This window comes from Halomicrococcus gelatinilyticus (genome assembly GCA_024227995.1).
GTDB classification, from domain to species: domain Archaea; phylum Halobacteriota; class Halobacteria; order Halobacteriales; family Haladaptataceae; genus Halomicrococcus; species Halomicrococcus gelatinilyticus.
The window spans coordinates 1,409,384-1,421,678 of the sequence record CP100465.1 but is presented as its reverse complement, the minus strand read 5'-3'; the positions used below and the strand labels follow the sequence as shown (position 1 = coordinate 1,421,678).

Sequence of the window (12,295 nt, the reverse complement as noted above, 5' to 3'; positions counted from 1 at the left end):
GGCGCACGCGGTCGCGGCGGTGCGTCCTGGCACCGCGGTTCGTCGCGGCGGCGCAGGTCACGCCGTCGACCGCGGACGCGTTCGAGTCGCGCGGGACCGCCGGGGACGGCCGGACCACCCGGTTACGTCGGACCGGGTGGCCGGGGTCAATCGCCGCTCGGCACTGCGTCGTCCCGGGACACCGCGATGTCGAGGTAGGCGTCCGCCTGCTCGGCGTAGACGCCGCGGTCGACCAGTTCGCGGTCCTCGTCGTACTGGACCAGTCCCGCCATCGCGAGCTTCGGCAGCTGGGTGTGGTGGAGCGAGGTGCGGACGTTCTGCAGGTGTTCGTTCGAGACGAGGTCGATGGCCTTGTCGGTCTCCCAGGCCGCGACGGCCTCGACGAGGTTGCCGACCGACACCGGCGTCTCCTCGCGGCGCAGGTAGTGGAGGATGTAGCGACTCCGCCGGGAGGCGAGCGCGTCGAACAGCACCTCCTGTGAGACGGGGGGTACGTCAGGGTCGGGTTCGGGCGGCGTCGACGTCCCTTGCGTCGCGTTGCCGCCACTCCTCTCGTCCGTCGACTTGTTTCCCATGTTGGGGTCGACGCCGTGACCGGGGGTGACTCTGGTGGTTACATATTCAGGCTCTTTATGCCGCTCGCCGCGGCGTGCTGCGGAGAACCAGGCGACGGGGTCGCGCGACGGTGGCGTCAGGCTGACAGGCCCCGGACGTTTCGAACGTGGTCGGTGAAGTTCTCGAAGACGAGCTTCGCCTCGCAGGCCGCGGCGTAGTTCTCCTCGGTGATGCCGTCGAGGACACGCTGCAGGCGGTCGTCGGGCAGGTCCTTCCCCCGCGTCACCGACTCGGCGGTCGCCACGTCGTACTCCGGGTGGAACTGGACGCCGAACACGTCGCCCTTCCGGAAGCCGTGGTTGCCGTAGTCGTTCTCCGCGATGGGCTCCGCGCCGGGCGGGAGCTCCGCCACCGCGTCGGAGTGGGTGGTGAAGGCGACGAACCGCTCGTCGACGCCGTCGAACAGCAGCGAGTCGCCCGAATGGGTCACCTCGCGGTAGCCGATCTCGTACTCGCCCATGTCGCGGACCTCGCCGCCGAGCACGTCCGCGAGCAGCTGGTGGCCGTAGCAGACCCCCAGCATCGGTAGTCCCCGCTCGGCGGCCTCGCTCGCCCACTCCTTCAGCGGCGGTATCCACTCTTCCTCCCAGTAGACCGACGAGCGGGACCCGGTGACGACTGCGCCGTCGAACGCGAAGTGCTCGGGCAGGTGGCCGCCGGTCGCGTCGAACTCGACGAGGTCCGCGTCGAGCTCACGGCGGAAGTTGCGTCGCGTGTCCTCGCCGTCGTGTGCAGCGTTCAGCAGGGCGATGCGCGGTCGACTCATCGATTCGACGGAGTGGGCCCCGGCCCAAGTGGGTTTCGCTCCCGGGAGTTTCGCCGCTTCTCGCCGCGCTACGTCACCCGGCGGCGCTGGCCGCGCAGGACGAGCAGGAGCCCGACCACGACGCCGCCGGCGACGAGCACGTACTGGAACAGCCATTCGACGCGCGCCGGGCCGCTCGACCCGACCTCGTGCAGGACGTAGTAGTTGCCGTCCTTCTCGAACAGTTCGTTCGCCGCGGCTATCTCGTGGTGCGTCGTCACGTTCCCGGTGAGGACGGCGCGCCGGACCGGTCTGGGTGCCTCCGCGTAGAACGTCGCCGCTTCCGAGAGCGCCTTCTCCGCCGGCACCGGTTCGAGCGTCAGCCGCCACGTGCTCTCGTCGTCGCCGACCGTGTCGGGCCGGTAGAACTGCCCCTCGTCGTTCCGGTGGACGTACACGTACTCGTAGTCCGTGTAGGCCCGCAGGGACGGCCCCGTCGTGTCCGTCGATACGGTCGCGTTCTCGTCGTCCAGGAGGAACTGCTCGAACTGACACGCTCACGAACTCCCGGGGAGGCAGGCGACGTCCGCGACCTCTAGCAGGGGGAAAAACGGGTCCTCGCCGGGCGACCTGTACTCCACCTCGCCGTCGACGTAGGTCACCTGCACGCGCTCGTACCGGTACGTCGGTTCGCCGAGCGCAAGGTGGTCGACGTAGAGCGAGCTCAGGAGCAGCAGGACGCCGAGCGCGATCGTGAGCGTGCCGGCTCGTTCGTCAGAAAGCGCGCCGATCGGTTCGTCGGAAATCGGCATACATATTACTGCAAACGTCTTCCTAAGTATCTTTATCCCCGCCGAACCGCTCCCGGAGCGCCGCCCGGTCGAGGTCGCCCGTCGGCCGCCGTGGGAGCGCGCCGCCGACCTCCACCGCCTGCGGGACCTCGTGGGCCGCGAGTCGCTCGACGGCGAACTCGCGGACCGCGTCGGTCGCCACCTCGTCGTCGGCCGTGGTGTCCTCGTCGGCCGCGACGTCCCCCACGACGACCGCCCGCGGCGCGCCGTCGTCGCCGGGGAAGACGCCCGCAGCGAGGACGCCCGGAGCGGCTTCCAGGACGGCCTCCACGGTCCGGGGATGGACGGAACGCCCCTCGTACTCGAACCGCTCGTCGACCCGCCCCACGCGCTCGTAGCGCCCGTCCGCGCGCCGGAACAGGTCGCCCGTCGCGACCCACTGCTCCACGCCCTCGCCGTCGCCGGACGCGTCCGCCGGCACTTCGACGTCCGGCGGACGCGCGAGCAGTTCACCGACGTCGCTCTCCGGCGTCGCCTGTCCCCCGTCGAGTCGCAGTTCGACGCCGGGGAACGGCCGACTCGCCGTCTCCGGTTCGTCGGGCGTCCCGCGGAGGAGGTCGACGCCGGCCGCCGGACGGCCGTAGGCGCGCACGAGCGGCACCGGGAACGCCTCTCGGATGGCGGGCGCGACCCGCGTCCGCGTCGCCAGCCACGACACCGACGACAGGTCCGGGTCGTCGCGGTGCTCTTCGCCGGCAAGTTCGCGGAACTCCGTCACGCCCGCCGTCGCGCAGGTGACGCCGCGGCGCTCGACGGCCGCCAGCGCGTCCGCCGGGTCGAACGCGCGCAGGAGGACGACGCTGCCGCCGACCGAAAGCAGCGGGCAGACGAACCGCAACAGGCCGTCGGCGTCGGACAGCGGCAGCAGGGTCAGCGCGCGGTCCCGTCGACCCAGTCCCCACCCCGCCGCCGACGTGGCGCAGTTGCGTTCGACGGCGCGCCGCGACAGGTCGAGGACGCGCCGCTCCTCGCCGTCGACGACGAGCGACACCAGCGTCTCCCCTGGAGCGGGCGGCGACGGGTCGTGGTCGGCGCGCTCGCGGTGGCGGAACGCCTCGAACGAACAGGTGTCGTCGAATCCGCGGACGAGGTCGCGCTGGGCCACCTCGTGGAGCACGACCGCGGGGTCGATGCGCTCGACCGGGTCCGTGACGGTCGCGGGCGTCAGGCGGTGCGAGACGGGGGCGAACGACGCGCCGAGGCGACGCGCCGCGAACAGGACGACGAGGCACTCGACGCGGTTGCGCGAGACGACCGCGACGGCGTCGCCGGACTCGACGCCGAGTGCGGCGAGTCGCCCGGCAGCGTCCCTGGCGTGCGCGGCCAGTTCCGCGTACGTGACGCGCTCGTCGGCCCGCTCGTCGACCAGCGCCGTCCGGTCCCCCCAGAGGTCGCCCAACCGCGTGGCGGACAGCGACATGGCTCTCCTTCGACGCCCCGGCGGTTAGGCGTTCAGGCCCTGCACTACTGGTACCGGCCGCGTCCTTCGACCTCGCGCAACTGGTCGAGGACGGTGACGTCGGCGGTCCCGATGCCCCCGGCGGCCGCCTCGCCCTCGGCGTACGCCGCCTCGAACGCCGTCCGGAGGCGGTCCGCGTCGTCGGCCGTTCCGGCCAGGCTCTGGTCGAAGACGTGCAGGTCCATGGCGTAGTCCTCGACGTCGTCGGTGTAGTAGCCGAGGCCGAAGTCGATGAGGTAGGTCAGGTCGCCGTCGACGCGCACGTTCCGGGTCGTCGGGTCGCCGTGGACCAGGCCGGCCGCGTGCATCGCGGCGAGGTGGCGGCCCACGTCGCGCACCCGGTCGGCGGTCAGGCCGTCCCGCAGGTCGGCGTCGCCCACGCGCTCGAACTCGATGACGCCCTCGACGGGGTCGACGTCGTAGACGACCGGCGTCGGCACGCCGGCGCGGCGCGCGTCGCTCGTCAGGCGCGCCTCCAGCACCGTCCGGTCGCGGCGCAGACGCTCGTCCAGTTCGGGGTGCCGGTAGGACTTCGGCAGGCGGCGCTTCACGACGCGCTCGGTGCCGACGGTGACCGTCGCCTCTGCGCCCGTTACTTCTTCCTCGGCGTCCGGCGTCGCGTCAGCGCGGTCCGGGTCGTCCGCCGTCCCGTCCGCGTCGTCCCGCCAGGTGACCGAGACCTGGTCCGGGCGGAAGTCGGGGTCGACGGCCGACTCCCCGACGGCGAGCGTGTCGCCCGCCCGCAGCATCTCCGCGCCGAGGACGGCGACCATCCCCGCGTTGTCGCGCAGGAAGCGCGGTTCCGGCGCGAAGAAGTCCGCGCCGCGCTGCTCGCACATCTCCGCGAGCATCGACCGGAGGCGCTCGTTCTGTCCGACGCCGCCGCCGAGGACGAGTTCGTCCCGGTCGGTCAGCGAGAGCGCGCGCTCGGCCACCTCCGTCAGCATGGCGAAGACGTTCTCCTCCAGGCCGCGGCAGACGTCCTCGACGGGTGTGCCGTCGTCGGACGCCGCCTTGGCGGCGCTCATGATGCCGGAGAAGGAGAAGTCCATCCCCTTGACGACGTACGGGAGGTCGACGTACTCGCCCTCTTTCGCGGCCGCCTCGACCTTCGGCCCGCCGGGGTGGGTCCAGCCGACGTGGCGGGTGAACTTGTCGATGGCGTTGCCGACGCCGGTGTCCATCGTTTCGCCGAGCACTCGGTAGCGGCCGTTGCGATAGCCCAGCACGTGGGCGTTCGCGCCGCTGGCGTTCAGGCAGACCGGCGAGTCGAAGCCCGACCGCTGGCGACCGATCTCGAGGTGGGCGACCATGTGGTTGACGCCGACGAGCGGGACGTCGAGCGTCTGGGCCAGCGACCGCGCCGCCGTCCCGACGATGCGCAGGCAGGGGCCGAGCCCTGGACCGCGCGAGAAGGCGACGGCGTCGATGGGACCGTCCGCTTCGTCGAGCGCTGTTTCGATGACGGCGGGGATGGCGTCGCCCATGTGCTCGGCGGCCTCGCGCGGGTGGATGCCGCCGCTGTCCGGCTGGTAGGCGTCGGTCTCGATAAAAGTCGACTCAGTTTCGGTGTCGTGGACGGCCGCACTGGCCGCCCACGCGGTGCCCTCGACGCCGAGGATTCGCATCTACTTCCACTCGGTGTAACCGCACTTGCCGCAGTGGAGGCGGTCGCCGTGGTCCGCGAGGAACGTGTCCCCACAGCGCGGGCACTGCTCGCTCTCGGTCGAGCCGTCGTCGCCGTAGAGTTCGTAGCGCGCCATTATTCGGCCTCCTCGGCTTCGGTCTCGCCCTCGGCCTCGGTCTCGGCAGTGATCTTGTTGCGGTCCAGCATGTGGTCCTGCTCGACGTCGCGCGCGTGCTCGGGGCTGTCGTACACCTTCGCGTAGCCGACGGTCTTGCGCATCCCGAACTTCGTGTTCATCTCGTGGACGACGACCTCGTCGGCGTCCTTGTCGAGCTTGGCGGCGAGGCTGTCGCGCACCGACAGGCGCGAGGGCGTGGCGTCGTCGTGGACGATCTGGAACCGCACTTCGGTCCGGTGGAGCATGGGGTTTTGCTCCTGTGAGAGGATTTCGACTTCCATGTGTAACACTCAGTTGTACTGTGTTTCTCCCCGAAGCGTGTAAAAGGATTTCGAAGTGGTCGATTCTGCCGGCGAGACGGACGCACTGGCGTGCTTCGCGCTACCTCGCGACGGTGTGAAGCTTTCTCGTACCGGTCCCGGAAATCTAGACGGGAAGCCACGGCGACTGCAGGTCGCGCCGGGTGAAGTGCCACCGCTCCTGGCCGCCGCCGTCGACGCGGTACTCGATGACGGCGTCGAACAGCGGCGCGAACTCCTGGACCGTCTCGTGCTCGTAGTCGTAGGGGAGCACGACGTGGCCCATCCCGTTCGCGCCGCGGATCTGACCGGTCACGATGCCGAGGAACTGCCGGACGACCGGCCCGTCGTACCGCGACAGCAGGGAGTCGAGCGAGTCCAGGCAGACGCGCAACTCGCCCGGATTCAACCCGTCGCCCTCGTCCCCGAACGTGGTTATCGTCTCGGAGATGGCGGACCCGAGCTCGCCGATGTCGTCGTCGACGTGGCGCTTCGCGAGGTCGGCCGTGACGTCGTCGGCTCCGCGCGGCTGCGTCCCGTGCGTGACGACCCGGGCTGCGCCTTCCGCGTCGTCACCCGGGAGACGACTGCCGTCAGCGCGCGCCATCCCCGCGAGCACCACCAGCCGGTAGCGACGCTCGCTCGCGTCGCCGAGCAGCTTCCGGCTGGCCGCCGTCAACACGCCGTCGGAGACGCCCCCGACGAGCAGCAGGTTGCAGCCCCGCCGCTTCAGACGCTGGAGGGTCCGCGTGAACTCCGCCTCGACGCTCGGGTCGCCCATTACCCAAAGGACGGCATCCAGCCCGACATAAATTTTTCTAGTTCGGATACAGGTATTTACTCGCGGTCGTATCCCCCGTGGCTCAGCGGCGTCGAGGAGCGCCACGACGGTCAGCCCGTTCGTCCCCGGACGCCGTCACGTCCGGTCCAGTGCGTCGAGGCGGTCGACGTCGCCGTCCATCCGCTCGAGCAGGTCGCGCGCCTCCGCCCGGACGTCGTCGTCGACGGCCACGTGGACCATCCCCTCGTTCGGCTGGCCGTAGACGACGCTAGCGCCGTCGGGCGCGGCCACCACCGCCGGCAGCGCCGCGAGGTCCTCCTCGCCCTCGACGACGAGGACGGTCTCCTCCGGCGCGTCGATTGCTTCGACGAGCGCGTCGAGCAGGTCCGCGGTGAGCGTCCCGGCCGGGTTCGTGACGGTGACGCGCCGCACGTCGTCGCTGACGGCGGCCTGTATCTCCTCGTCGACCGTCTCGCGCTTCGTCAACCCGTCGACGAGCGCCACGTCCGGCGTCACGCCGGCTTCCTCGAGGTGGTACGTGACCACGTCCCCGACCGCGACGAGCGGGCTGCCCGCGACGTCGAGCAGTCGCTCGGCGTCGGTGAAAACAGGGCCGAGCGGCTCCTTCAGCTCCCCGCGCATCGCGGTCGGGAGCGTGACGACGACGTCGTCTTCCTCCCCGGTCACGCTACCGGACCTTCAGTGCGTAGCTGCCCGCCGTGTCCACTTCCATCTCGTCGGCGATATCGCTCTCCTCGGGGTGCTCGATGACGACGTAGCCGCTCCAGTCCTCGGTGAGGCTGGACGAGCCACAGATGGTGCACACTTCCTCGTCGGGGTCGACGACGGCGTGGCACTCCCGGCACGCGAGACGGTCACCGGCCATACTCACTCACCTTCGGTGGTCGCCTGGCGTTTCTCGCGGTCCTCTTTCAGCCAGCCGTGTTTGCCGAGCCCCACCTGCTTGGCCGTGAGACCGATCTTGCTCTCGCGCGGGTTGCGCTCGTCGATGCTCTTGGTGACGATGCGCGCCCGGACGCTGTCGCCGACGCCGAGGGTGCGGTTCGACTCCCGGGAGGCGAGCTGCTGGTTCTCCTCGTCGAACGCGAGGTACTCGTCCGAGATCTGGGAGACGTGCAGCAGGCCGTCCACCGGGCCGATGCCGACGAATGCGCCGAAGTTGACGACCTCGACGACCTCCCCGTCGACGACCTCCTGCATCTTGGGGTCGAACGTGACCGCGTCGAACTCCGCCTCGTAGTAGACGCCGGGACGGTTCGGGAGCACTGCGCCCTCGCCGATGTCGTGGACCTCGGTGACGCTGACGACGCTCCCCACGTCCTCGTCCATCCTGCCTTCCAGTTTGTCCTGGAGGAGTCGCTGCACCAGTCCCGGCGTGACGTCCGCCAGGAACTGGGGCGGTACCTCGACCGTATCTTTCAGTCTAACCCGTTTGTACATGCTATGGTTGAGTGATTGCCAGTTTGTTCCGACCCCTTATATGGATTACCGGTACGCCAGCGTCGAGCAGGCGTTCGCGGAGGGGTGCGTCGTTCGTGACGACGAGGTCGAACTCGGGACCGAGTTCGACGATCGCGTCGTCGGCGTACGATTCCTCGTGGTCGACGGTCCGGCATCGCGTCGCCAGGTCAGCGCCCACGCTCGCCGCGGTGGCTTCCGCGCCACCGCCCTGCGAGAGCTTGCCGAGTTCGTCGACGACGGCCCGGGGGACGACGCACTCGTACTCGCCGACGACGCGGTCGAGTTCGTCGAACACCCGGACGCCGCTCTCGACCGGCATCATGAGCGCGCTGGTGTCCATGGCGACTGTCCGGACCATCTACTCTTTGAGCGTGCCGATGCCGATGAGCCGCCAGCGCGCGCCGACGCGCCGGTTGATGGCGATCTTCGCGCCTTCCGGTGCGCAGACGGGCCGCTTGAGCGCGACCTCGCACTCGCCCTGTCGCGCGCTGGTGACCGACCCCACGGTCGTCGCCGTGCCGACGGTCAGCATCAGCGGTTCGCCCGTGGATATCTCGTCGACGTCCTCGTCGTCGAGGCCGACGAGGCGGTCGAGCAGGTCGACCTCCATCGTGAACTGCCGCCACGTCGGCGGGAGCGTTCCGGGCGTCCCGGCGACCTGGCCGGCGAGCGCGTCGCCCTTCGTCAGGCTCGGGTCGAGGCCAGTGCCGACGCCGAGCAGACCGCCCGGCGTGACCTCGTCGACCGTCTCGCCGCCCGCCTGAAGCGAGCGCACGTCGGTCTCGATGGGTTCCCACTCGGTCTGGCCGCCCTCCTCGACCTCGCGCCCGGGTCGAAGCTGGAGTTCGTCGTCCGCGGTGAGTTCGCCCTGGACGAGGCTGCCACCGAGGACGCCGCCGACGAGGCCGTCCCACGTCGTGCCTGGCCGGTTGATGTCGAAGCTCCGCGCGACGTACATCTGCGGGTCGGCGTCGGGGTCGCGGTCCGGCGTCGGGATCTCCTCCTCGACCGCCTGGATGAGGAGGTCGACGTTGACCTCCTGCTGGGCGCTGATCGGGACGATGGGCGCGTCCTCCGCGACGGTCCCCTCGACGAACTCCTTGATCTGCTCGTAGTTGCGCTCGGCCTGGTCGCGGTCGACCAGGTCGATCTTGTTCTGGGCGACGACGATGTTGTCGATGCCGATGATGTCGAGCGCCATCAGGTGCTCCTCGGTCTGTGCCTGGGGCACCGGCTCGTTGGCGCTCACGACGAGCACCGCGCCGTCCATGATGGCCGCACCGGACAGCATCGTCGCCATCAGCGTCTCGTGGCCGGGCGCGTCCACGAACGACACCGTTCGAATCGGCTCGCTGTCGCCGCCGTCGGGACACGAGTCCTCGACGGTGTAGCATTCCGGCTCGTCCTGGTCGGGACAGCGTCGGAACGTCGCGTCGGCGTAGCCGAGACGGATAGAGATACCACGCTTCATCTCCTCGGAGTGCTGGTCGGTCCACTCGCCAGACAGCGCCTGGACCAGCGTCGTCTTTCCGTGGTCGACGTGGCCGACGAGTCCGATGTTCACCTCCGGTTGATTGTGTTTTTCAGTCAACGTTGACCTCCTGAGAGTAATTTGGTGTAGATTCGCTCCGAACGACTGATAAAGTTGCTGTTCTCGTTCGGGACGGTTCCCACCGCATTCTTCTCCCGGCAGTCGCCGCATCGAGCGCTGGTCGCGCCCGGACGAGTATCAGTCCGGATCATGCGCCGATCCACTTCCGTCTCACCGCGGTGGCGCTGCAGACGGCGGTGGCGCTACAGACGGCGGTGACGCGGTACGCGGCGGTGAGCGGCAAACGTGACAAACGTCCTACCAAACCGCGCTTAAGCGAACGCTTTAGCTGGTCGAGGTGCTGACATTCGGACATGAGCGAGACCAGCGGGCCGAACGCGAGCATCAACGACTGCGAGGACTGTCTGGCCCCGGCCGAGGCGTTCTCGGTCGTGGCCAACGAGACGAGACTGGCCATCCTCGAGGCCCTCTGGCAGGCACCCGAGCGGCCGGTCAGCTTCTCGGACCTCCGTCGCGAGGTGGACATGCGCGACAGCGCGCAGTTCAACTACCACCTCCAGCAGTTGACCGACCACTTCGTCGTCCAGACGGACGCGGGCTACGACTTCCGGCAGGCCGGCAAGAACGTGGTCCAGGCCGTCCTCGCCGGGTCGTTCAACCAGCGGCCGCACGTCGACCCCATCGACCTGGACGAGGAGTGCACCGCCTGCGGAGCGACGCTCCGCGCAAGCTACCGCGACGAGACGCTCGGCGTGGAGTGCCTCGACTGTGGCAAGTCCCACGGCCGCTACCCGTTCCCGCCGGGCGGACTCAACGACCGGACCGACGACGAGGTGATGGAGGCGTTCAACCAGCGCGTGCGCCACCTCCACTGCCTCGCGGCGGACGGCGTCTGCCACGAGTGCAACGGGAAGATGGACACGACCATCACCCACGACGCGGAGGACCTGCTCGAACTGCAGGTGCGCGTCGACCACCGCTGCCAGCAGTGCCACCACCAGCTCTACTCCGCCGTCGGCCTCTCGCTGCTCGACGAGTCCGAGGTCGTCACCTTCCACCGCGACCACGGCGTCGACCTCTGCACGAAGCCGTACTGGGCGCTCGGCTGGTGCGTCAGCGACGAGTTCACGACCGTCCTCTCGGAGGACCCGTGGAAGATCCAGGTGACCATCCCGCTCGACGACGAGCGACTGCGGGTGACCCTCGACGGCGACCTGGCAGTGCTCGACACCGAGCGCGTCGCCGGGACGGCAGCGGCGGACGCGACCGCCGAACCGTCGACGTGAGAACCGTCGAGTCCACCAGCGTCGACGTGACATCCAGTTCACCAGAATCGATTCCGGTATCTCGTCCAACACAAATGTTCTTCAGCTAACACTTAACGGGGTGGCGGCCCTCCGTTCAGACGAGGAGAGCCACCATGAACTTCGAACCGATCCGGTCCGACCGGACGCGGCCGACGCCGGTAACGGACCACGCGTTTCCGCTCCGTATCGCGCTCGCGGCCGTGCTGGCCGCACTGCTGCTCGTCGGCACGGTCGTCGTCGTCGGCGAACTCGTCGCCGTCGTCGCGGCCATCCCGCTCGACGTCGCCGTCATCCTCGGCGCGTGGGCGATCGGCGTCGCTGGCGTCGTCGTCGCTCCGTTCGCCGTCGTCCGCGTCGTCGCCACGCTGTTCGTTGCACTCGGTCGCTGAGACGAACGACGAACGCTTTTTTGCCGGCGACTCCCTCGCTCCGGCCGTGCGAGAGTACCCGTTCGAACTGGCGCTGTGTGCGCACCTGGAGGCGTCGACCGACCACGTCGTCGCGCGGCAGGTCGGCGCGGGCGTCCACGCGCCGTCGAACCGGGTGCTCGACGTGCTCTGCGTCGCTCCCGGTCCCGAGTTCGACGAGCGCGCCGCGCTGGCGAGCGGGACCATCCCCGACGCCGCCATCGAGGCCGACGTCGGCGTCGGCCGGGCGCGCCACTGGCGCGACGCCGTCGACGCCTCGCCGGAGCACGCTCGCCGCGTCGTCGACCGGGCGGTCGAGGTCGGCTTCTTCGAGCGCGAGCGCCGCGGCGGGCGGGAGTTCGTCCGCCAGACCGCCCGCTACCCCGACTGGGTCGGCCGCCTCGTCGGCGTCGAGAACAAGCCCGACCTCGGCAACCCGGGCGACCTCCGCACCCAGCTCCGCAAGGACGTGAGCCTCGCGCTCGTCGACAGTGTGGTGCTGGCGACCGAGAGCTACGTCACCCGCGCCCACCGCAACCGCGTCCCCGACGCGGTCGGCATCTGGCGGTTCGACCCCGAGACGGGCGAGCGCGAGGTCGTCCGCGAGCCCTCACCGCTGGCGGCCGACGAGTCGGGTCTCGAACTGCTCGACGTCCACCCCGGTCGGGCGGACGTCCGCGTCGCCTCTGCCGCGGCGAAGGCCCGCCAGCGTCGCCGGATGGCCGAGCGCGCCTACGGCAAGGGCTGGCGGCCCGACGACCTCCCGGCGTGTGCCGAGGCCGCGGTGCGCGACGGCGGCCTCCCCCACTGCACGTGGAAGGACCGCGTCGTCGACCCCCGGAACTGCGGGCCGGACTGCCCGGGCCACGACCCCGCGGACCCGCCCGCCCTCGACCGCGAGGCAGAGCGAGACGCGCGCTCGCCCTGGGTCGCCGACCCCGAGGGTCGGGCGCGACGGCAGGCGGGACTCGACCGGTTCGGATAGGGCCGTT

The 12,295-nt window shown here is 70.1% G+C and carries 17 protein-coding genes; 3 read left to right on the top strand and 14 right to left on the bottom strand.

The window, feature by feature from the left end:
• Positions 1-146 precede the first annotated feature (146 nt).
• The 14 genes from NKT36_RS07605 to NKT36_RS07540 form a co-directional block, all read right to left on the bottom strand.
• On the bottom strand, positions 147-575 hold the full coding sequence (locus NKT36_RS07605; protein WP_327053356.1) for a DUF7344 domain-containing protein: 429 nt from the start codon (positions 573-575) through the stop codon (positions 147-149).
• Positions 576-691: 116 nt separating this feature from the next.
• On the bottom strand, positions 692-1,381 hold the full coding sequence (locus NKT36_RS07600) for a type 1 glutamine amidotransferase (protein WP_327053355.1): 690 nt from the start codon (positions 1,379-1,381) through the stop codon (positions 692-694).
• A gap of 68 nt (positions 1,382-1,449) precedes the next feature.
• Positions 1,450-1,818, bottom strand: coding sequence for a hypothetical protein (locus tag NKT36_RS07595; protein ID WP_327053354.1), 369 nt, complete (start codon positions 1,816-1,818; stop codon positions 1,450-1,452).
• Between the two features lie 99 nt (positions 1,819-1,917).
• Entirely contained in the window at positions 1,918-2,172 is a 255-nt protein-coding gene (locus NKT36_RS07590) for a hypothetical protein (protein ID WP_327053353.1), read from the bottom strand.
• Between the two features lie 22 nt (positions 2,173-2,194).
• Positions 2,195-3,631, bottom strand: coding sequence for a class I adenylate-forming enzyme family protein (locus NKT36_RS07585; RefSeq protein ID WP_327053352.1), 1,437 nt, complete (start codon positions 3,629-3,631; stop codon positions 2,195-2,197).
• A gap of 44 nt (positions 3,632-3,675) precedes the next feature.
• Entirely contained in the window at positions 3,676-5,298 is a 1,623-nt protein-coding gene (locus tag NKT36_RS07580; protein WP_327053351.1) for a bifunctional N(6)-L-threonylcarbamoyladenine synthase/serine/threonine protein kinase, read from the bottom strand.
• Positions 5,299-5,433 (bottom strand): 30S ribosomal protein S27ae, encoded by a 135-nt coding sequence (locus NKT36_RS07575; RefSeq protein WP_327053350.1) that lies wholly within the window; start codon positions 5,431-5,433, stop codon positions 5,299-5,301.
• Positions 5,433-5,756, bottom strand: a complete 324-nt coding sequence (locus NKT36_RS07570) for a 30S ribosomal protein S24e (protein ID WP_327053349.1) — start codon at positions 5,754-5,756, stop codon at positions 5,433-5,435. Before NKT36_RS07570 ends, NKT36_RS07575 begins: the two co-directional genes overlap by 1 nt.
• A gap of 145 nt (positions 5,757-5,901) precedes the next feature.
• Positions 5,902-6,555, bottom strand: a complete 654-nt coding sequence (locus NKT36_RS07565) for a DUF7504 family protein (protein WP_327053348.1) — start codon at positions 6,553-6,555, stop codon at positions 5,902-5,904.
• Between the two features lie 135 nt (positions 6,556-6,690).
• Positions 6,691-7,197 (bottom strand): GTP-dependent dephospho-CoA kinase family protein, encoded by a 507-nt coding sequence (locus tag NKT36_RS07560; protein WP_327053373.1) that lies wholly within the window; start codon positions 7,195-7,197, stop codon positions 6,691-6,693.
• A 46-nt stretch (positions 7,198-7,243) separates the two neighbouring features.
• Complete coding sequence (spt4, locus tag NKT36_RS07555) at positions 7,244-7,441, bottom strand: transcription elongation factor subunit Spt4 (protein ID WP_327053347.1); 198 nt, start codon at positions 7,439-7,441, stop codon at positions 7,244-7,246.
• Between the two features lie 2 nt (positions 7,442-7,443).
• Positions 7,444-8,016, bottom strand: coding sequence for a DNA-directed RNA polymerase (locus NKT36_RS07550; RefSeq protein WP_327053346.1), 573 nt, complete (start codon positions 8,014-8,016; stop codon positions 7,444-7,446).
• Between the two features lies 1 nt (position 8,017).
• Positions 8,018-8,377 (bottom strand): DUF188 domain-containing protein, encoded by a 360-nt coding sequence (locus NKT36_RS07545; RefSeq protein ID WP_407652210.1) that lies wholly within the window; start codon positions 8,375-8,377, stop codon positions 8,018-8,020.
• Between the two features lie 18 nt (positions 8,378-8,395).
• Positions 8,396-9,628: a translation initiation factor IF-2 subunit gamma gene (locus NKT36_RS07540; RefSeq protein WP_327053344.1), complete on the bottom strand. Its 1,233-nt coding sequence runs from the start codon at positions 9,626-9,628 to the stop codon at positions 8,396-8,398.
• Positions 9,629-9,942: 314 nt separating this feature from the next.
• On the opposite strand from NKT36_RS07540, the gene NKT36_RS07535 reads away from it, so the two are divergent.
• From NKT36_RS07535 to NKT36_RS07525, 3 genes are all read left to right on the top strand, one after another.
• A complete protein-coding gene (locus NKT36_RS07535; RefSeq protein WP_327053343.1) occupies positions 9,943-10,875 on the top strand; it encodes a winged helix-turn-helix domain-containing protein in 933 nt (310 codons plus the stop codon).
• 134 nt (positions 10,876-11,009) lie between these two features.
• Positions 11,010-11,285, top strand: coding sequence for a hypothetical protein (locus NKT36_RS07530; RefSeq protein WP_327053342.1), 276 nt, complete (start codon positions 11,010-11,012; stop codon positions 11,283-11,285).
• Positions 11,286-11,331: 46 nt separating this feature from the next.
• Positions 11,332-12,288 (top strand): DUF5787 family protein, encoded by a 957-nt coding sequence (locus tag NKT36_RS07525; protein WP_327053341.1) that lies wholly within the window; start codon positions 11,332-11,334, stop codon positions 12,286-12,288.
• Positions 12,289-12,295 lie beyond the last annotated feature (7 nt).

Bases quoted from the DNA above. Each gene is read 5' to 3' on its own strand.
- NKT36_RS07560 (WP_327053373.1), bottom strand. From the start codon at position 7,197: ATGCGCGGGGAGCTGAAGGAGCCGCTCGGCCCTGTTTTCACCGACGCC.
- NKT36_RS07575 (WP_327053350.1), bottom strand. From the start codon at position 5,433: ATGGCGCGCTACGAACTCTACGGCGACGACGGCTCGACCGAGAGCGAG.
- NKT36_RS07580 (WP_327053351.1), bottom strand. From the start codon at position 5,298: ATGCGAATCCTCGGCGTCGAGGGCACCGCGTGGGCGGCCAGTGCGGCC.
- spt4 (WP_327053347.1), bottom strand. From the start codon at position 7,441: ATGGCCGGTGACCGTCTCGCGTGCCGGGAGTGCCACGCCGTCGTCGAC.
- NKT36_RS07565 (WP_327053348.1), bottom strand. From the start codon at position 6,555: ATGGGCGACCCGAGCGTCGAGGCGGAGTTCACGCGGACCCTCCAGCGT.
- NKT36_RS07585 (WP_327053352.1), bottom strand. From the start codon at position 3,631: ATGTCGCTGTCCGCCACGCGGTTGGGCGACCTCTGGGGGGACCGGACG.
- NKT36_RS07600 (WP_327053355.1), bottom strand. From the start codon at position 1,381: ATGAGTCGACCGCGCATCGCCCTGCTGAACGCTGCACACGACGGCGAG.
- NKT36_RS07535 (WP_327053343.1), top strand. From the start codon at position 9,943: ATGAGCGAGACCAGCGGGCCGAACGCGAGCATCAACGACTGCGAGGAC.
- NKT36_RS07545 (WP_407652210.1), bottom strand. From the start codon at position 8,377: ATGGACACCAGCGCGCTCATGATGCCGGTCGAGAGCGGCGTCCGGGTG.
- NKT36_RS07530 (WP_327053342.1), top strand. From the start codon at position 11,010: ATGAACTTCGAACCGATCCGGTCCGACCGGACGCGGCCGACGCCGGTA.
- NKT36_RS07570 (WP_327053349.1), bottom strand. From the start codon at position 5,756: ATGGAAGTCGAAATCCTCTCACAGGAGCAAAACCCCATGCTCCACCGG.
- NKT36_RS07605 (WP_327053356.1), bottom strand. From the start codon at position 575: ATGGGAAACAAGTCGACGGACGAGAGGAGTGGCGGCAACGCGACGCAA.
- NKT36_RS07550 (WP_327053346.1), bottom strand. From the start codon at position 8,016: ATGTACAAACGGGTTAGACTGAAAGATACGGTCGAGGTACCGCCCCAG.
- NKT36_RS07590 (WP_327053353.1), bottom strand. From the start codon at position 2,172: ATGCCGATTTCCGACGAACCGATCGGCGCGCTTTCTGACGAACGAGCC.